This window comes from Halorussus lipolyticus, from assembly GCF_029338375.1.
Classification (GTDB): Archaea; Halobacteriota; Halobacteria; order Halobacteriales; family Haladaptataceae; genus Halorussus; species Halorussus lipolyticus.
On sequence record NZ_CP119804.1, the window covers coordinates 3209615 to 3227260 of the forward strand.

At 64.7% G+C, this 17646-nt stretch carries 12 protein-coding genes; 7 read left to right on the top strand and 5 right to left on the bottom strand.

Annotation, left to right across the window (positions count from 1 at the left end; genetic code table 11):
* Positions 1-172: 172 nt before the first annotated feature.
* Entirely contained in the window at positions 173-898 is a 726-nt protein-coding gene (locus P2T57_RS16175) for a phosphoglycerol geranylgeranyltransferase (protein ID WP_276300253.1), read from the bottom strand.
* A gap of 225 nt (positions 899-1123) precedes the next feature.
* Between P2T57_RS16175 and P2T57_RS16180 the strand changes: the two genes are divergently transcribed.
* Complete coding sequence (locus tag P2T57_RS16180; RefSeq protein WP_276300254.1) at positions 1124-1504, top strand: hypothetical protein; 381 nt, start codon at positions 1124-1126, stop codon at positions 1502-1504.
* A 78-nt stretch (positions 1505-1582) separates the two neighbouring features.
* On the opposite strand, the gene P2T57_RS16185 is transcribed toward P2T57_RS16180, so the two are convergent.
* Positions 1583-4084: a DNA topoisomerase I gene (locus tag P2T57_RS16185; protein WP_276300255.1), complete on the bottom strand. Its 2502-nt coding sequence runs from the start codon at positions 4082-4084 to the stop codon at positions 1583-1585.
* Between the two features lie 255 nt (positions 4085-4339).
* On the opposite strand from P2T57_RS16185, the gene P2T57_RS16190 reads away from it, so the two are divergent.
* On the top strand, positions 4340-5737 hold the full coding sequence (locus tag P2T57_RS16190; protein ID WP_420028546.1) for an MATE family efflux transporter: 1398 nt from the start codon (positions 4340-4342) through the stop codon (positions 5735-5737).
* 254 nt (positions 5738-5991) lie between these two features.
* On the top strand, positions 5992-6996 hold the full coding sequence (locus P2T57_RS16195) for a YeiH family protein (RefSeq protein WP_276300257.1): 1005 nt from the start codon (positions 5992-5994) through the stop codon (positions 6994-6996).
* Positions 6997-7125: 129 nt separating this feature from the next.
* Here P2T57_RS16195 and gatB read toward each other — a convergent pair whose 3' ends face one another.
* Positions 7126-8613: an Asp-tRNA(Asn)/Glu-tRNA(Gln) amidotransferase subunit GatB gene (gatB, locus tag P2T57_RS16200; RefSeq protein ID WP_276300258.1), complete on the bottom strand. Its 1488-nt coding sequence runs from the start codon at positions 8611-8613 to the stop codon at positions 7126-7128.
* A gap of 89 nt (positions 8614-8702) precedes the next feature.
* Between gatB and P2T57_RS16205 the strand changes: the two genes are divergently transcribed.
* Positions 8703-10361: a sensor histidine kinase gene (locus tag P2T57_RS16205; RefSeq protein ID WP_276300259.1), complete on the top strand. Its 1659-nt coding sequence runs from the start codon at positions 8703-8705 to the stop codon at positions 10359-10361.
* A 5-nt stretch (positions 10362-10366) separates the two neighbouring features.
* Here P2T57_RS16205 and P2T57_RS16210 read toward each other — a convergent pair whose 3' ends face one another.
* Complete coding sequence (locus P2T57_RS16210; protein WP_276300260.1) at positions 10367-11395, bottom strand: PGF-pre-PGF domain-containing protein; 1029 nt, start codon at positions 11393-11395, stop codon at positions 10367-10369.
* Positions 11396-12202: 807 nt separating this feature from the next.
* Here P2T57_RS16210 and P2T57_RS16215 point away from each other — a divergent pair.
* Genes P2T57_RS16215 through P2T57_RS16225 form a run of 3 tightly spaced genes read left to right on the top strand, consistent with a single transcriptional unit; the run spans position 12203 to position 17108 of the window.
* Positions 12203-12487 carry a DUF7518 family protein gene (locus P2T57_RS16215; protein WP_276300261.1) on the top strand — a complete coding sequence of 95 codons (285 nt, stop codon included), beginning with the start codon at positions 12203-12205 and terminating at the stop codon, positions 12485-12487.
* 24 nt (positions 12488-12511) lie between these two features.
* The gene (smc, locus tag P2T57_RS16220) at positions 12512-16096 is read left to right on the top strand and encodes a chromosome segregation protein SMC (RefSeq protein ID WP_276300262.1); all 3585 of its coding nucleotides are present in this window, start codon (positions 12512-12514) and stop codon (positions 16094-16096) included.
* Positions 16089-17108 carry a segregation and condensation protein A gene (locus tag P2T57_RS16225; RefSeq protein ID WP_276300263.1) on the top strand — a complete coding sequence of 340 codons (1020 nt, stop codon included), beginning with the start codon at positions 16089-16091 and terminating at the stop codon, positions 17106-17108. Before smc ends, P2T57_RS16225 begins: the two co-directional genes overlap by 8 nt.
* On the opposite strand, the gene P2T57_RS16230 is transcribed toward P2T57_RS16225, so the two are convergent.
* The gene (locus P2T57_RS16230) at positions 17105-17551 is read right to left on the bottom strand and encodes a CBS domain-containing protein (protein ID WP_276300264.1); all 447 of its coding nucleotides are present in this window, start codon (positions 17549-17551) and stop codon (positions 17105-17107) included. The two genes, P2T57_RS16225 and P2T57_RS16230, sit on opposite strands and share 4 nt — an antisense overlap.
* Positions 17552-17646: the final 95 nt, after the last annotated feature.

Here is a 17646-nt window from a genome sequence, read left to right on the forward strand (position 1 = left end):
CGGTGGAATCTGCTGTCTCACCTGCTCTTGTTGTTCTAAGCGCGAGGGTTTCGAGGTCGAAGTCACGGCCTCAGCAGTCCGCTCCAAAATAGACAAACAAAAACAATGCTAAAAGATGTAAAAACAATTTCTAAACATAGAAAATGTGGGTGCTGTCTGGAGAACCAGACTCTCAAACCGACTCGGGAGCGGCCGCTTTGGCGTCCTGCGCGGCCTCGACGGTCTCGCGCACCGCCTCGACGCCCTCGTCGTGAACCAAGTCGCCGACGACGATGGTGTCTGCCCGCTCGGCCATCGTCCGGGCCGAGTCGTAGTCGTGGATGCCCCCGCCGTAGAACAGCGTGGCCTCCTCCAGCGCGTCGGCCGCAGACTCGACCACATCGGGGTCGCCGTACATCCCCGAGTACTCGACGTAGACGATTTCTTGGCCGTACATCTGCTCTGCGACCTCGGCGTAGGCCGCCACGTCCTCGGGCGTCTGGTCGCAGTCGGCGTCGGTGAGTTGGGCCACGCTGGCCTCGGGATTCATGATGATGTAGGCCTCGGTGGTCGTCCGGTCCCAGTTCACGTCGCTCGATTTTATCCACTCTTTGTGGAATCCGGTGGCCCACGCGATGTCCCCGGCGTTGAGGACAATCGGCACCAGATAGCCGTCGAGGTCGTCGTCGTCCACCACGACCGCCGGGTTGCTCGGTTCCTGATACAGCGGCACGTCGTACTTCGCGCAGGCGTCGATGACTCGCTGCATCTTCTCTTGGGTCATGTCGAGCGTCCCGCCGATTTCGAGGGCGTCGGTACCGGTCTCGCAGACGTCCTCGAAGGTCTCGCCCTCCGCGAGCGTCTTGTCGGGGTCCAACTTGACGATGTGGTCCCAGTCGGTCCACGGTGAAGTAGTCATTGTTCGTGTAAACCAGAGTGTGTGCTAAAACCGCTTCGAAACCGGCTTTCGCCCGCTCGGCGTTCGACTCGTCGCTGTGTCGCGTCTGCTCCGCGTGTTTTCGCCCTCCACGTCCTCGTGTCTGCCTGCCGAGGAGCGACCCGGTGGCGGTACGACCCGTCGGACCCGATACATTCCAGCTGTAAATAATACAACCTATTAGTCAGGAGTAGTTACTATTTCAACATGGGCGATGAAAAACTCTCCCGACGAGCGATTCTGAACAGCGCGGCAAAAGCTGGCGGCGTCGGAGCGGCGGTTTCGTTCGGTGCCATCGGTAGCGTCTCGGCGACTACCGACGACACCGAGACGGAATCGGTCGAAACGCAGTGTACCGACGGCGAGTACACCGTCGTCGAGGAGTGTACCTGCGTGGACCTCAGCGAGGAGTGCGACGACCCGCCGAACAGTCCCACTCTCTACTACGAGGTCAACTGGGAGTACCGAGACTACTGCGACGACGGTCTGAACGGTTGGTACGCCGCCAGCGCCACGTGTGGCTACACGGCCGACTGCTCGCTCCCGAAGTGCAACGACGACCAGACCCGTCCCTGCGACGGCGTTTAAAGGCGGTTCCGACGCAGTTCTTTTCCGAAAAGGGCGGACACGACTGACTCCTCGGAGTCGCGTCTCCTCGGTCAGTGATTAGTCGGCTTTCGCCTGCCAACCCCGCAGTCGGTCCTCGCTCACGCCCTGCACCTCCGAGGCCACCGTCTCAACCTCGGCGTCTTTCAGGTCGTCGATGCTCTCGATACCTGCCTCAGAGAGCTTCTCGGCAGTCTTCGCGCCGATGCCGTCGAGCGATTCGAGGTCGCTTCCGGACTCGCTCTCGCGGGCCTTGAACTCCCGGTAGTTGCAGATGGGACAGCCGAGTTCCCACGGTTCGTCGCTGTTGTGGATGACGAGTTCGGGCAGGTCGTGTTCCTCGCACCGCTCGTCGGTAATCTCGATGTCGCCCCGGCGAGGGAGCGGAAGCGAGTAATCGCAGTCGGGGTACCGGGTACACCCGACCAGCCGAGAGCCGTTTTGGAGGTGCTTGATAGCAAGCTCTCCGCCTTCTTCCTCGCCGCATTCTGGACAGACGCCGATTACTTCGTCGTCCTCCTCGTCGGCCTCCTCGGCCTTGCAAAGCGGACACCCGTGGACGAACGTCTGGCGTCCGGCCAGCATCTTGACGTGGCGCAGGCCGTGGTCCTCGCACTCCTCGTCCAGAATCAGGGGCTTGCCCGTGTTCGGAAGCGGCAGGGTGTACTCGCAGTCGGGGTAGCCGTCACACCCGACGAAGTACGACCCGTTCCGGCTCTGGCGAACCAGCAGTTCGTGGTCCGACTCGGGGCAGGGACCGAGTTTCTTGTCGGCCTTCAGTGACTCCTGAAGCAGGTCACCGACCTCCTCGCGCGAGTCGCGCAGTTCGTCGAACACTTGCTGGAGGTACTCGCGCGACTCGTCTGCGACCTCGGACAGGTCGGCCTCGCCCTCCGCGATGGCGGTCATGTCTTCTTCGAGTTCGACGGTCATCTCCTCGCTGACCACGAGGTCCGCGAACTCCTCGGCGGCCGTGACCACGGCCTTGGCGAGTTGGGTCGGCCGGGGCGGGTCGCCCTCGACGTAGCCCCGGTCGTAGAGTTTCTCGATGGTGTTGTGGCGAGTCGATTTCGTGCCGACCCCCATCTTCTCCATGGTCTCGATAAGCCGCGATTGGCCGTATCTGCGGGGCGGTTGGGTCTGTTTGTCCTCGATGCGGGCGTCGGTGACTTCCAACTCGTCGCCCTCCTCGACGTCGGGGACGTAGTTCTCGGAGGTGTTGAAGTAGGGGTAGACCGCGTGGTAGCCCTCCTCCATCAGACGCTTGCCGTTGGCCTTGAGCGTGTGGTCCTCGACGCTGGCAACCACCTTGAGATGTTCCCACGTCGCGGAATCGGCGACGGTGGCGAAGAATCGCCTGACGACCAGTTCGTAGATTTCCCACTCGTCGTCCGAGAGGTCGCCCTTGGTGGGGATGTCCTCGGTCGGGTGAATCGGCGGGTGGTCGGTGGTCTCCTCGTCGCCCTCGGTGGGTTCGAGGTCGTCCAGTTCGAGCAGGTCGTCGGCGTCGTCGCCGAAGTGGTAGTTGCCCGAGAACGTGTCGAGTAGCTCCTCGGGGTCCAAATCGTCGGGATAGACCGTGTTGTCGGTCCGGGGGTAGGTCATGTAGCCCGCAGTGTAGAGGTCCTCGGCGATGCTCATGGCCTGCTGGGCCGAGTAGCCCAGACTCCCCGCGGCGCGGATGAACTGCGTGGTGTTGAAGGGTGCCGGCGGGTCGTCGGTCCGGGTGCGCCGGGAGACGCGCTCTACTTCTGCCGTGGTCGCCGAATCGAGGACCTCGAAGACGCTTCGGGCGGTCTCCTCGTCCCAGACACGCTCGGCCTCGTTGCCCTCGTCGTTGCGGTAGAAGTACTGGGACTCGAACTCGGCGGTCTCGTCGTCAGTATCCTTCAGGAGGTCCGCGAACAGTTCCCAGTAGTCCTCGGGGTCGAAGGCCTCGATTTCGCGCTCGCGGTCCACGATGAGTTTGAGGGTCGGCGACTGGACTCGGCCGACCGAGATGAAGTCGTCGCCCAACTGGCGGGCCGACAGCGAGAGGAATCGGGTGAGGGCCGCGCCCCAGATGAGGTCGATTTCCTGTCGGGCCTCGCCCGCCGCCGCGAGGTCGAAGTCCAACTCGTCGGGGTTTTCGAAGGCCTCCGTGACCTCGTTTTTCGTAATCGAGGAGAACCGGACCCGGCGAATCGGCACCTCGTCGTTGACCTCGCGGACGAGTTCCCACGCCTCCTTGCCGATGAGTTCGCCCTCGCGGTCGTAGTCGGTCGCAATCGTCACTTGGTCGGACTTCCGGGCCAGCACTCGCAGGGTGGAGACGATGTTTTCCTTGGTGGCCTTCTTCTCGATGGGGGCGTTGATGAGTTCGACGGGTTCCACGTCGCGCCAGTCGTTGTACTCGTCGGGGAAGTCCACGCCCACCACGTGGCCCGACAGACCGATGCACCGCCTGCCGCCCCACTTGTAGACGTTGACGCCGTTCTTGCGTTCGGCCTCGGCGGACTCGCCGCTCAGGATGTCGGCGATGCGTCTGGCGGCGTTGTCCTTCTCGGTGATTATCAGTTCCATGCCTCACCTCCAGCGGTCGGTCCGCGTCCGAACCGGGCGGCTACTTGGGGGTCGGGGAGTCGCTGGTCGCTCATTCGTGTTCTCGGTAGGACAACTGCGGGGGTAAAGCTTTCGCCGAGAAAATCGCATGCAGGCGTCGGGTTACCCGCCGAACGGGGCGAATCCGGCAGGCCCGAAGGGAAAGCGTGTGTTTAAGAATTACACCCACGACGTTCCACCGGAACCGTGGCAGGCAAACAGGAAAGTCGGGTGGACATGACCACCGGGGCAATCACGCCCAAGTTGGTGAGTCTCGCGTGGCCGCTGGTGGCCGGGAACCTCCTCCAGACGTTCTACAATCTCGCGGACATGTTCTGGGTGGGCAGAGTCGGGCCGAACGCGGTCGCGGCCGTCTCGCTGATGTTCCCGACCGCGTGGATGTTCGTCTCGGTGGCGATGGGGTTGACCGCGGCGTCCGTCGCGCTGGTCTCCCAGCACGTCGGCGCGGGCGACGACCGGAAGGCCGACAACGTGGTGGCCCAGATTACGATGTTGACCGTCGCGGTGGCGCTGGCGCTGTCGGCGTTCGGCTACGTCTTCCGACACCCACTGCTGTCGCTAGTCGGCGCGCAGGGGCAGGTGTATGCCTTCTCGCTTGAGTACATCGAAGTGCTGTTCGTCTCGATTCCGTTCACCTTCCTGTTTTTCGTCTTCCGAGCGGTCCTGCGCGGGGCGGGCGACACCCGGACCGCGATGTGGTTGATGGTCCTCTCGGCGGGCGTCAACGTGGTCGTGGACCCCTTGCTCATCCTCGGGTGGGGTCCCTTCCCCGAGTGGGGCGTCCGCGGGGCCGCCATCGCTACCCTGATTTCGCGGGTGCTGGCCGCGGTTATTGGTGTCGCGCTCCTCGTCAAGGGCGACTGGGGCGTCCGCCTGCGCCTCGGGGACCTCCGGCCCGACTGGCCAGTGCTGAAGCGACTCGTGGATGTCGGGTATCCCGGCACCCTCGACGGCCTCGCGCGGAGTTTCTCTGCGGTGGCGATGGCGGCGCTGGTTGCCCGGTTCGGTGCGATTCCGACCGCGGCCTACGGCGTCGGCCTCCGGTTGATGTCGGTGTCGTGGACCGTCTCGGGCGCGGTCGGACAGGCCACCGCGACCGGGGTGGGCCAGAACCTCGGCGCTGACACGCCCGACCGGGCCGCCGAGGTCACGTGGAAGGGGACCGGCGGGACGATGGCGGTGCTGTTCGGCGCTGGCGCGCTGATGTATGTCTTCCCCGCCGGAGCGATGCGTGTGTTCATCGACGACCCCGCTGTCGTCTCTGCGGGCGTGGAGTTCCTGCGCATCATCGGCCCCTTCCTCGCCTTCTTCGGCGGCCTGATGGTCGTGCAGGGCGGGTTCCGGGGCGCGGGCGACACCCGGACCGCGATGGCGCTGTCGGTCCTCTCGCGGTGGGTTCTGCGTATCCCGGTCGCGCTGGTGTTAGCCTACTCGTGGTCGATTTCCGCGCTCGGCGTCCCGCTCTCGGGGTGGGCGTGGGGCGTCGAGGGTCTCTGGTGGGCGTGGTCGTTCTCCGCGATTGGGTCGTTCGTCGTCGGCGTGGCGTGGTTCAGCCTCGGTCGGTGGCAGAAAGGCGTCGTAGAGAAAGAACCGACGGCCTCGCCGGGAGACTGAGCGACGTTCCGGAGGGCAACAAATGAAATTTGTTGAAATAGGAAAACAATTCCTAACCACTTGTATCGGTAGCTCCACGCGAGGCCTCTCGCTTCCAACAGCCTATTATGGGACCTCGCCGAGGTTTCCAACGATGGACGCACGAACGAGGAGCACGCGACTTCGACGCCGGTGGGCCGAACTCGACCGCGGGTGGCAGGCGGTCGTCCTCGGCTACCTCGCGGTCGGCGTGGTCGCTCTCGTAGTCTAACTCGATGGCAGGGTTCCGGCGACTCCTCCCCGGTCTCGCGCTCCTGATAGCCGTCGGTGCAGTCGGCGAGGCCGTCGGCGCGGTCACGCCGCTGAACTCGCTCGTCGTCGCAATCGCGCTCGGGATTCTGGTCGCCAACGTCGCGGGAGTTCCGGCGGCCTGCCGACCGGGCGTCGCCACCCAGAAGCTCTGGCTCGAAGTCGGCATCGTACTGATGGGCGCTCGCATCGCGCTCGATTCCGTCCTCGCCGCGGGTCTCCCGCTCCTGCTGTCGGTGGTCGGCATCGTCGCGTTCACCATCGCCGTCGCCGAAGGCCTCTCGCGCAGTCTGTTCGGTCTCCAGCGCCGCCTCGGGTCCCTGCTGGCGGCGGGCGCGAGCATCTGCGGCGTCTCGGCGGTGGTCGCCATCGCCGGGACCGTCCGGGCCGACGAGGACCAAATCGCCTACGCCACCAGCGCCATCCTGCTGTTCGACGCGCTCACGCTGTTCGCCTATCCCGTTGTCGGGCAACTCCTCGGACTCTCCGGGCAGGTCTTCGGCATCTGGGCCGGCCTGAGCATGTTCAGCACCGGCCCGGTGACGGCCGCGGGGTTCGCCTACTCCGAGGCGGCCGGCCAGTGGGCCACGCTGACGAAACTCACGCGCAACGTCCTGCTGGGTGCGGTCGTCCTCGCCTACTCGGTGGCCTACACCGGCACTGCCGGTTCCGACTCGGCGTTCGACGCCCCCGGCCGGACCCTCCGGGAACTCTGGCAGGGGTTCCCCAAGTTCGTCCTCGGGTTCGTCTCGGTGATGGTGCTTGCGTCCAGCGGGGTGCTCTCTCCGGCCGAAATCGACGCTCTCACGCGCGCCTATCACTATTTATTCCTCGTCGCGTTCGCCGGTCTCGGCCTCGACATCGACGCTCGGGACCTCCGCCGGACCGGCGCGGGACCGGTCGGACTACTGTTCGTCACGCTCGTCGTCGTCAGTGCAGTGTCGCTAGTCGGGGTTCGGTTCCTGTTCTGAGGACGAGAGTTTAAGCCTGAAGCCGGGACGAACCCCTCGCGTGACCTGAGACCCGTCCCGAGGAGTCTCGGCGGGAGCGCGGCGCGCTCCTCGGGGTCGAAGCAACCAAAACTTGCGCCGCCTGTTCGCCTACTCGTCCAGTCGCTCGCGGAGCATCTGGTTCACCGAACCGGGGTCGGCGCTCCCGCCGGTCTTCTGCATGACCTGCCCGACGAGGAAGTTGAGCGCGCCGCCTTCGCCGGTGTGGTAGTCTTCCACGGCGTCGGGGTTCTCCTCGATGGCCTCGGTGACGGCACCCTCGACTTCGCCCTCGTCGGCCTTGCCCAGCCCCTCGCGGTCGATGACCGTCTCGGGGTCGTCGCCCTCGTCCAGCATCTCGCGGAGGACGACCTCCTCGGCGTTCTTCGTGGTAATCTCGTCTTCGGCGACGAGTTCGACGAGGTGCTTGAACTCGCCGAGGCGACCCTCAACGTCGGTAATCTCCATGTCGCGGTAGTTGAGTTCGCCCAGCAGGTTGTCGGCGACCCACGTCGCGGCGAGGTCGGGGGCGTACTCGCTGGCCACGTCCTCGTAGAAGTCCGCGACCTGCTTGGTGGAGGTGAGTTTGCTGGCGGCCTCCTCGCTCAGGTCGTACTCGTCGCGGAACCGCTCGCGCCGGGCGTCCGGTAGCTCGGGGATGTCGAGTTTCTGCTTCCAGTCGCTGACTTGGAGCGGCGGCAGGTCGGCCTCCCGGAAGTAGCGGTAGTCTTTCTCCTCTTCCTTCGACCGCATCGAGACGGTGATGCCACGGGACTCGTCCCAGTGGCGGGTCTCCTGTTCGACTTCTCGGCCGCGCTTGACCGCGTTCTTCTGGCGTTGGGCCTCGTAGGACAGGGCTTTCTCCGCACCCTTGTGGCTAGAGATGTTCTTGACCTCGGTCCGGTTGGCCGATTCGAGGGCCTCGTCGCTAATCTCGCCGTCGTCGCCGATTTCGTCGGCGTCCACGACGCTGAGGTTGGCGTCGATGCGGAGGCTCCCGTCGCGCTGGCTATCGAACACGCCGAGGTATTCCAGCACTTCTTCGAGTTTGGCGAGGAAGGCCCGGACCTCCTCGGAGCCACGGAAGTCGGGTTCGGTCACGATTTCCATCAGCGGGACGCCCGCTCGGTTGTAGTTGACCAGCGTGTACTCGGCGGTGTCGATGCTCCCGCCGGCGTGCTGGAGGCTTCCGGGGTCCTCTTCGAGGTGGGCGCGCTGGATGCCGACGGTCCGGCGCTCGCCCTCGACTTCGACCGCCAGTTCGCCGTCCTGACAGACAGGAGCGTCGTACTGGGTAATCTGGAACCCCTTGGGCAGGTCGGGGTAGAAGTAGTTCTTCCGGTGGAAGGTCGTCTCCTCGGGGATGTCGGCGTCGATGGCCTTGCCGACCTTGACCGCGGATTCGACCGCGCCCTCGTTCAGCACCGGGAGCGCGCCGGGCAGGCCGAGACACACCGGGCAGGTGTGGGTGTTTGGCTCGGCGTCGGCCACGTCGGTCGAACACCCGCAGAAGATTTTCGTGTCCGTCTCGAGTTGCACGTGGACCTCCAGACCGATGACGACGGCGAGGTCCGATTGCTGGACAGCCTGTGCAGTCATTACGCCCCAGTTTGCGGCCGGGCCGCTAAAGACTAACGAACGACGGTTCAGCAGGGTTCATTACCTCCGAGCGTTCAGGTGGTGAAAACGTGAAGGTCCGGACGAAGTTCGCGGTGCTGATGGTGGTCGTCACGCTGGTCCTCAGCGGCGTGGTCTACGGCCAACTCGAACTGGCAAAAGACCGGTCCATCTCGGGGATGCAGGAGAACGTGGACCAGACGGCGGCCCAGACTGCCGAGCAAATCGACGCCCAGATTCGCCAAGAGAAGAACTACGTCGGGTTCTACGCCTCGCGCCCGGCGGCGAGCGACTTCAACCGGTCCGGCGAGTTCTTGGACAGGCTTCTGACGAACCCGCACCTGTTCGCCGCGCAGGTGGTCGCGGCCAACGGCACCGTGGTCGATTTCCGGGGCGACATCTCGCCCGAGGTCCGCGACGAGACCATCGGCAAGGACCTCAGCACCCGGACCTACGTGAGCAAGACCGCCGAAACCGGCGAAATCCACGTCACCGACCCCGAGCGCGTTGCGGGGACCGACCAGCACATCGTCGTCGTCAGCGCGCCGATTTTCGAGGACGGCGAGATAACCGGCGTCCTCGCGGCGGCGCTCCCGGTCAACGAGTTCACCTTCCTCACCATGGTCAAGCCGCTGGAGACCGGGGTTCGGACCGTCTCGGTCCGGGCCGACGGCAAGGTTCTCCACGAGTCGCAGGCCGCCTTCGACGAGAGCGTTTCGAGCAGTGCGACTGTCTCCTCGACCGGGTGGACGGTCAGGGTGAGTCGGGACCGCTCGACCCTGAACGCCCGATTGCGAGAGGTCGCCGTCATGCAGGCGGCGAGTCTGGCGCTGGTGTTGTCGCTGGTCATCGCGCTGGCGGTCTGGGAGTACAACGCCAACATCCGGCAGGCAGAGAAACTGCTCGACGGGTTCAGCGCGCTCCGGGACGGCGACTACGACGAGTCGCCCGAACTCGCCTCGGGCGAGGAGTGGCACCAGATTCGGGAGGGGTTCGAGGACCTCGCCGACGCGCTGGCCGAGCGCGAGACGGAACTCCGGGAGCGCGAACAGCGTCTACAGGTGTTCAACCGCGTCCTGCGCCACAACGTGCGAAACGGCATGACCGTCGTGGTCAACTACGCCGAGTTCGTCGCCGACGAGGCCGACGACCAACAGGTCCGGCAGGCCGCCGAGAAAATCGCCACCCGAGGCTGGGACCTCGTGGACTTAAGCGAGAAGGCCCGCAGGGTCGGGTCGGCGATGGAGGGCGAGGAGTCCGGGCCGGTCGAGACCGACGTCTCCTCGGTCGCCGAAGATGCCGCTGAGGCGGTCCGCGACGACTACCCCGACGCCGACATCTCGGTCGAGGCCGACGACCAACCCTCTGCGCTGGCGGTTCCCGCCCTCGACGCCGCGGTCGAGAACCTCTGTGAGAACGCGGTCGAACACAATGACGACCCCTCGGTGTCGGTCTCTGTCGAGGAGGTCGCGGACGCAACCGGCGCTGACGCCGATGCTGACGACCCGCAGTGGGTCCGCGTCTCGGTCACAGACGACGGGTCGGGCATCCCGGAACACGAGCGGGCCGTCTTGACCGAGGGCGAGGAGACCGACCTCGAACACGGGAGCGGTCTGGGCCTGTGGCTAGTCCACTGGGTCGTGGAACGCTCCGGCGGTCGGCTTACCTTCGCCGAGAACGACCCGCAGGGGTCGGTCGTCAATATCGACTTACAGCCGGCAGAAAACTGACCGGGCTACTGGGTTCGCCAGATTGCCAGCAGGGTCGTCAGGAGCGCGAGGAGTCCCGCCGCGGCCCCGAGACCGGGAACGCTCGCGTTGGTGTTCCGACTGGTCGTGCTGTCGCCGACAGTCTCGGCGTCCTCGGTCAGTACTGGACTCGTGGCGTTGTTCCCCCGCACCGCTGACCCGTCCACCGCGATTTCCCCGACACGGAAGTCGTTGACGTAGACTTCGTAGGTGCCCGGTCGGGCCACCGTGCGCTCGAAGGTCGTCTGGCGCATCCCGCCCTCTGCGATGGTGAGTTGGCGGTCGGCGACCGTCTCACCGCCGAGAACGAGGTCCGCCGTGAAGGTCCCGTCGGCGTCGCCCTCGTTGGTGATGCGGACCTGCACTTCGAGCGCGTCGCCGACCGACAGCGTGGTGAGTTCGACCGTAGCGTCGGCAATCTCGAATTTGGGTCGCTGTTTTCCGGCCGCGAACTCCGAGAGGCCGGGCGAGTGAACTCGATAGACGTAGTGGTCCTCGGTGGTCTTCACCAGCGTCGTCGGGAGCGCGTTCCACGACTCGCCGTGGTAGCGGTACATGGCGATTTCGTCGCGCTCGGAGTCGTTCACCCGGTCTCGGTCCACGCGGAACCGGAAGGTGACGTTACTGATGTTCCGGTCGGCAATCGAGTGGCCCACGCTCAGGTACGCCAGCGGTTCGGTTCCGTTCGACAGGTCGCGGGTCGGCGTCTTGTCGGCTATCGGGGCCTCGCTGGCGGTCACGTCGAGCGAGAAACTCCCGTTCTTGGTCGGGGTGACGTTGACCGACGAGAACGCCACGTCGGACTCGTCGGCCGCCGTCTCCGAGACGTTCACCGACACCGAGTCGTTCGCGGTCGCGTTGGGCACGGTGACGTTCACGCTCGGGGCGCTGACGTTGGGTCCTCGGCCGGCGCGGTCGTTCCGGTTGCCGGGGTCGGTGGCGTTGCCCGGCGGACCGGTCGCGTTGCCGGAGAATCCTGTTCCGTTGCGAGGACCACCTGTTTCATTCCGAGGCATTCCGTTTCCATTGCCCGGCACGCCGGTTCCGTTGCCGGGCGGGCCAGTCCGGTTTTCGGGCGGACCGGGGTCGGCGGGTGGACCGGTTCGGTTCTCCGGCGGTCCGGCGTCTTCGGGTGGGCCGGTCTCGTTACCCGGTGGACCAGTCCCGTCCTCGGGCGGCCCGGTCTGGTTGCCCGGTGGTCCGGGTTCGCCGGGCGCATCGCTGTCGTTGCCCGGCGGACCGGGGTCTTCCGGCGGCCCGGTTTCATTTTCCGGTGGGCCGGTGTCGTCATCCGGCGGACCGGGGGTTTCGGGCGGACCGCCCCCGTCTCCGGGCGGGTCGCCGGGAACAGTCGTGTTCGGGGCGGAGGCAGTCGTTTCGTCACCCGGCGGGCCGCCCGGACCCGGTTCTGGGTCGGGCGTCTCGGTCGGTCTAGGTGGGCCGGTCGGCGTCCTTCGGACCGAGGAGTTCGCCCGGTCGTCGCCACCGACGACGAGTGGGTTCTCGGCTAGCGACGGGGCCTCCTCGGCCGAACTGTCAGTTTCGGCGAACACGACGCCGACTCCGGGCCCGACGCTGGCGGCGACGAGGAGAACGGCGGTAAGAACCGCGAGCGCGTGGCTAATACCCGAGAGACGAAGCCACGGCTTCCGTCCGTTTCCCCGAGTCATCTGCTTGAAGTGGCTAATTTCTCTGGCGGTGAGAACTTATATTCACCGGATACCGTCGCTGAAGCGTGGGAATCGCACCCACGACACCTCTGGTAAAATTATATACATTTGTCTGACGCACGTTTTATGGTCCTGCCGTGGCCCAACACGGACATGAACGACCAAGACGAGCGCGTCGAGGAACTCGAATCGAAAGTCGAGCGACTCGAAGCCACGGTGAAAGGACTGACCGAGGAGTTGGTGGAGGTCCACGACCGACTCGAAACCCTCGAAAGTGAGGCGACCGATTCGCGGCCGGCGAAATCGTCGGAATCGAAGGCTACGACCGCCCGAGACGACGAAAGCGAGGAAAGCGATGATGCTAAAAGCCAAGAGTCCCAGGAGGAAGACGAGACGGGGGGAGATTCCGAGTTGGGCGACGACATCATCGTCGCGTAACGGGGTCCCCGCGTACGAGCAACCATGCACATCAAAAAGCTCGTCTTGGATAACTTCAAGAGCTTCGGACGGCGGACCGAAATCCCGTTCTACGAGGATTTCACGACTGTTTCGGGTCCGAATGGCTCGGGGAAAAGCAACATCATCGACAGCGTGCTGTTCGCCTTGGGTCTCGCCCGAACCCGAGGCATCCGCGCGGAGAAACTGACCGACCTCATCTACAATCCCGGCCACGCCGACGGGAGCGAGGAGCAGGGCGGGACGCGAGAGGCCAGCGTCGAAGTCGTGTTGGACAACACCGACGGCGTGGTGGACCGCGCGCAGGTCGTCAACGCCGCAGGCTCGGATAACGTCGGCGATGTCGAAGAAATCACCATCAAGCGCCGGGTCAAGGAGACCGACGACAACTACTATTCGTACTACTACCTCAACGGGCGCTCGGTCAACCTCTCGGACATCCAAGACCTGTTGGCGCAGGCCGGGGTGACGCCGGAGGGGTACAACGTCGTCATGCAGGGCGACGTGACCGAGATTATCAACATGACGCCCCACGAGCGTCGCCAAATCATCGATGAAATCGCGGGCGTCGCCGAGTTCGACGCCAAGAAAGACGACGCCCTCGAAGAACTGGAGACGGTCAAAGAGCGCATCAGCGAGGCCGAACTCCGCATCGGCGAGAAGCAGGACCGCCTCGACCAGTTGGCCGACGAGCGAGAGACCGCCCTCGAATATCAAGGCCTGCGCGACGAAAAACAGGAGTACGAGGGCCACCTCAAGGCCGCCGAGTTAGAGGAGAAACGAGAGGACCTCGCGCACACGCGAGACGACATCGAAGACCGAGAGGCGGAACTCGCCGACCTGCAAGCCGAACTTGACGAAAAGCAGGGCAAGGTCATCCGCCTCGAAGACGAGTTGGAGGAACTCAACGCCGAAATCGAGCGCAAGGGCGAGGACGAACAACTCCGCATCAAGAGCGAAATCGAGGAGGTCAAAGGCGAAATCTCCCGGTTGGAAGACGCCATCGAGTCGGCCGAGGAGAAGATTCAGGACGCCGAGAACACCCGCCGACAGGCGTTCGTGGAAATCGACCGCAAGCAGGAGGACGTAGACGAGTTCGAAAGCGACATCCGCGACATCAAAATCGAGAAGTCCTCCGTGAAGGCCGACATCCAGCAGAAGGAGGCCGAGTTGGAGGAGGTCGAGGCCGAAATCGAGGCCATCGACACCGAGTACGACGAGGTGAAAGCCGAGTTGGCCGAGAAGAAGGAACTGCTGGAAGACGAGAAAAGCGAGAAAAACGACCTCCAGCGCGAGAAGGACCGCCTGCTGGACGAGGCCCGCCGCCGGTCGAACGCCGAGAGCGAGAAGGAAGCCGAGTTGGACGACGCCCGCGAGCGGATTCCCGAGTTGGAGGCCAAACTGGACGACTTGGACGACGAGTTGTCCAAGGCCGAGCGCAACCGCGCCCAGATAGACGACGTGGTTGAGGACCTGAAACAGGAGAAGCGCGAACTCCAAGACGACCTCGATTCGGTCGAGGACGAGATTCAGGCCAAACAGCAGGAGTACGCCGAACTCGAAGCCAAGGCGGGCCAGAGCGGCGACTCGTCGTATGGCCGCGCAGTCTCGACCATTCTGAACGCCGACAAGCAGGGTGTCCACGGAACGGTCGCCCAGTTGGGCGGCGTCAACCAGAAGTACGCGACTGCCTGTGAGACCGCCGCGGGCGGCCGGATGGCCCACGTCGTGGTGGACGACGACGGCGTGGGTCAGTCGTGCATCGAGTACCTCAAATCCCGGAACGCCGGGCGGGCGACCTTCCTGCCGATGACCGAGATGCACGACCGGAACCTGCCCAGCGCGCCCAGCATGCCCGGCGTGGTGGACTTCGCGTACAACTTGCTGGACTTCGACTCGCAGTACTCCGGGGTGTTCGCCTACGTGCTGGGCGACACGCTGGTCGTCGAAGACATGGAGACGGCCCGTGACCTGATGGGCGATTACCGACTCGTGACCCTCTCGGGCGAGTTGGTCGAAAAGAGCGGCGCGATGACCGGCGGGTCGAAATCCGGGTCGCGCTACTCCTTCTCGAAGTCCGGTGAGGGCCAACTGGAGCGCGTCGCCCAGCGAATCAACGAGTTGGAGGACGAGCGCAAGTCGGTCCGCGAGGACCTCCGAGACGTGGAGAGTCGGCTAGACGACGCTCGGGACCGCAAGAGCGACGCGACCGACCAAGTTCGGTCCATCGAGTCGGACATCGACCGGACCGGCGAGGAACTGGAGGAGGCCCGCGAGCGCATCGACGACCTCGAAGACGAACTGCTGGCGATGGAGGCCGAACGCGAGGCCGTCAACGAGCAGATGCAGGAGTTGGAAGACGAGATAGACGACCGCGAGGAGACCATCGCCGAAATCGAAGACGACATCGCGGACCTCGAAACCGAACTTGCCGACTCGCGCATTCCGGAACTCACCTCCGAGGCCGACGACATCGAGGCCGAAATCGACGAGTTCGAGGACAAGATGGACGAGTTGGACGGCGAACTCAACGAACTCCAACTGGAGAAACAGTACGCCGAGGACGCAATCGAGGACCTCCACGACGACATCGAGCAGGCCCAGAACAAGAAGGCCGACCAAGAGGAGCGAATCGAGGAACTGGAGGCCGAAATCGAAGACCAAGAGGGCCTCCTCGAACAGAAGCGCGAGGCGGTCGAAGAACTGGAGGACGAACTCGCCGACCTCAAAGACGACCGCAAGGACGTGAAGGCCGATCTCCGCGAGGCCCAGCAGGCCCGCGACGAGAAGAAGTCGGAGGTCGAGACGGTCGAGAATCGACTCGAAAGCCTCCGGCGGAGCGCCGACCGCCTCGAAGACGACATTTCGAAACTGGACGAACAGGTCGGCGACTACGACGCCGACGAGATTCCCGACTTGGGCGAAGTCGAGGAGAACATCGCGCGCCTCGAACGCCAGATGGAGGAGTTGGAACCGGTGAACATGCTGGCAATCGAGGAGTACGACGACGTGAAGGCCGATTTGGACGACCTCGAAGAACGCAAGTCGGTCCTCGTGGAGGAGCGCGAGGGAATCCGCGACCGAATCGACTCCTACGAGGACCAGAAACGGGCCACCTTCATGGACGCCTACGAGGCCATCGACGACCAGTTCCAGAACATCTTCGAGCGCCTCTCGAACGGGACCGGGGACCTTCACCTCGAAGACGACGAGGACCCCTTCGAAGGCGGCCTGACGATGAAGGCCCAACCGGGCGACAAGCCCATCCAGCGCCTCGACGCGATGTCGGGCGGCGAAAAGAGCCTGACAGCCCTCGCGTTCATCTTCGCCATCCAGCGGTACAACCCCGCGCCGTTCTACGCGCTGGACGAGGTTGACGCCTTCCTCGACGCCGCCAACGCCGAGCGCGTCGGCGAGATGGTGGACGAGTTGGCGGGCGACGCCCAGTTCATCGTGGTCTCGCACCGCTCGGCGATGATGGAGCGCTCGGAGCGCGCCATCGGCGTCACGATGCAGGGCGACAACGTGAGTACCGTGACCGGCATCCAGTTGGGCGACAGCGAGGAAGACGAGGTGCCCGCCGATGACTGAGCAGTCGTCCTCGGAAGACGATTTTTCGCTGAACATCGCGGGCCACGACGACGAGAAGCGACGGCGGAAAGCCGAGGCCGAGGCGTCGGACCCTTTCGGTGGCGACGCAGACGAGTCGGCCGCTGAAGACGACGGCGAGCAAGCCGAAGACGACAGTATCCTCGGCGAGGACGTAGACGTGGACGCCGACCCGGACGACGACGAGGCCGAACCCGTCGAACTCCTCGTCCAGTTGGCCGAGGAGGGCGAAATCGAACCGTGGGACATCGACATCGTGACGGTCACGGACAAGTTCCTCGACCGGTTGGACGAGGCCGACCTCCGGACCTCTGGTCGGGCGCTGTTTTACGCTAGCGTCCTCCTCCGGATGAAAAGCGACGCGATGCTGGCCGACGACGACGACGACGAACCCGACGAAGAGGAGGAGGTCCCGTGGGACGACTGGGACGCGCCGATGGCCGACGACGGCGACTTTTCGGGTCACGACCCGGTGGCCCAACTCGAAGACGAGATGGAGCGCCGACTGGAGCGCAAATCCGCCCGCGGGTCGCCCGAGACGCTGGACGAACTCGTCCGCGAACTCCGGGAGCGAGAGCGCGGGTCGTGGTGGAAGGAGTCTCGAAGCTACGACACCGCCGACTCGCCAAGCGGGTTCCAGCGCGGCACCCAGACGCTGGACTACCGGATGGACGACGACATGCGCGTGGACGAGGAACCCTCCGCGGACGACGTGACCGGCACGGCCCACGAGGAGGACATCGAGGCCGTCATCGACGACGTGCGCGAGGAACTCCGCGCCCACTACGACAAGGGCCGAACCGAGGTGCTGTACGCCGAAATCGAGACGATTGGCGGGTCGCGCATCCAGACCTTTCTCGCGCTCCTGTTTCTCTCCCACCGCGGGAGCGTCACCTTGGACCAAGACGACCTGTTCGGCGACCTCTGGGTCGTCGACGGCGAGGCCCCCGAGGACACCGACGAGTCCGAACCGCCCGAGGCGATAGCGGACTAACGCTCCGAGTTTGCCGTCGTCTCTCGGTCGGAGGAGGTCGGCGGCGACTCCCTGAGCGCCTCGAACTCGGTCACCAGCTCTTCGTGGTGCATCACCACATCGCTGGTCGTGACCATCCCGTGGAGTTCGCCGTCGGCGACCGGGAGGTGTTTGACGCCGTGTTCCTCCATCAGTTCGACGGCCTCGCGGACCGTGGCCGTCGGGCGAACCGTCACGACCGGACTGGTCATCACCTTCTTGACCGGTAGCTTGCTGAACGGCTTGTCCGTCGCCGCGCCGGCCTCCATCACGTCCGTCTGAGTGACGATTCCGACCGGGTTCCCCTCGGCGACGACGATGATACTCCCGACGCCGTACCGAATCATCCGCTTCGAAGCCTCTCGAATCGTTTCGGTCTCCGAGATGGCGATGACACTAGGAGTCATCAGTTCGCTGACTTGCATATCACTGTCCAGAAGCTGATAGTACGAATATCTGTTCCGCATTCCCAGTTAGAGAGAACGGAGACCGACGACTGGGCCTGCGGGTCGCAGTCCTG

Excerpts from the sequence above, each read along its gene's own strand:
- P2T57_RS16195 (WP_276300257.1), top strand. The coding sequence starts at position 5,992 with ATGGCAGGGTTCCGGCGACTCCTCCCCGGTCTCGCGCTCCTGATAGCC.
- smc (WP_276300262.1), top strand. The coding sequence starts at position 12,512 with ATGCACATCAAAAAGCTCGTCTTGGATAACTTCAAGAGCTTCGGACGG.
- P2T57_RS16225 (WP_276300263.1), top strand. The coding sequence starts at position 16,089 with ATGACTGAGCAGTCGTCCTCGGAAGACGATTTTTCGCTGAACATCGCG.
- P2T57_RS16215 (WP_276300261.1), top strand. The coding sequence starts at position 12,203 with ATGAACGACCAAGACGAGCGCGTCGAGGAACTCGAATCGAAAGTCGAG.
- P2T57_RS16180 (WP_276300254.1), top strand. The coding sequence starts at position 1,124 with ATGGGCGATGAAAAACTCTCCCGACGAGCGATTCTGAACAGCGCGGCA.
- P2T57_RS16190 (WP_420028546.1), top strand. The coding sequence starts at position 4,340 with ATGACCACCGGGGCAATCACGCCCAAGTTGGTGAGTCTCGCGTGGCCG.
- P2T57_RS16210 (WP_276300260.1), bottom strand. The coding sequence starts at position 11,395 with ATGCCTCGGAATGAAACAGGTGGTCCTCGCAACGGAACAGGATTCTCC.
- P2T57_RS16230 (WP_276300264.1), bottom strand. The coding sequence starts at position 17,551 with ATGCAAGTCAGCGAACTGATGACTCCTAGTGTCATCGCCATCTCGGAG.
- P2T57_RS16185 (WP_276300255.1), bottom strand. The coding sequence starts at position 4,084 with ATGGAACTGATAATCACCGAGAAGGACAACGCCGCCAGACGCATCGCC.
- P2T57_RS16175 (WP_276300253.1), bottom strand. The coding sequence starts at position 898 with ATGACTACTTCACCGTGGACCGACTGGGACCACATCGTCAAGTTGGAC.
- gatB (WP_276300258.1), bottom strand. The coding sequence starts at position 8,613 with ATGACTGCACAGGCTGTCCAGCAATCGGACCTCGCCGTCGTCATCGGT.